The following is a 389-nucleotide window of genomic DNA, read 5'->3' on the forward strand; positions in this document are numbered from 1 at the left end:
GGCCGCATCCGCCTTCGGACCCAGGACCCCGTCGAACCGCTCCGCGCTGAGCGAACCGACCAGCCCGTTGTCGGCGACCCCGGCCGCGTGCACCACACCCCTGAGCGGATACTCCGCCGGGATACCCGCGATCAGCTGAGCCAGCGCGTCCCGGTCACTCACATCGCAGGCCGCGACCTCGACCGTGGCGCCCAGCTCGGTCAGCTCCGCCACCAGCTCGGCCGCCCCCGGCGCCTGCGCGCCACGACGGCTGGCCAGCAGCAGCCGCCGCACACCATAGGCAGTCACCAGATGCCCGGCCACCAGCGCGCCCAGGCCGCCGGTGCCGCCGGTGACCAGCACCGTGCCCTCCGGCCCGAACTCCGGCCGCTCACCCCGCGAAGCGGAGA

1 protein-coding gene is annotated in these 389 nt (G+C 75.1%); it reads right to left on the reverse strand.

All coding sequences use genetic code 11. The features are described from left to right. A partial coding sequence (locus ACSC1Q_RS43165; RefSeq protein ID WP_436764540.1) for an SDR family NAD(P)-dependent oxidoreductase occupies nt 1-389 on the reverse strand: 389 nt, incomplete at both ends.

The sequence above is a fragment of the Streptosporangium heterodermiicola genome (genome assembly GCF_051390675.1).
In the GTDB taxonomy this organism is placed as follows: Bacteria; Actinomycetota; Actinomycetes; order Streptosporangiales; family Streptosporangiaceae; genus Streptosporangium.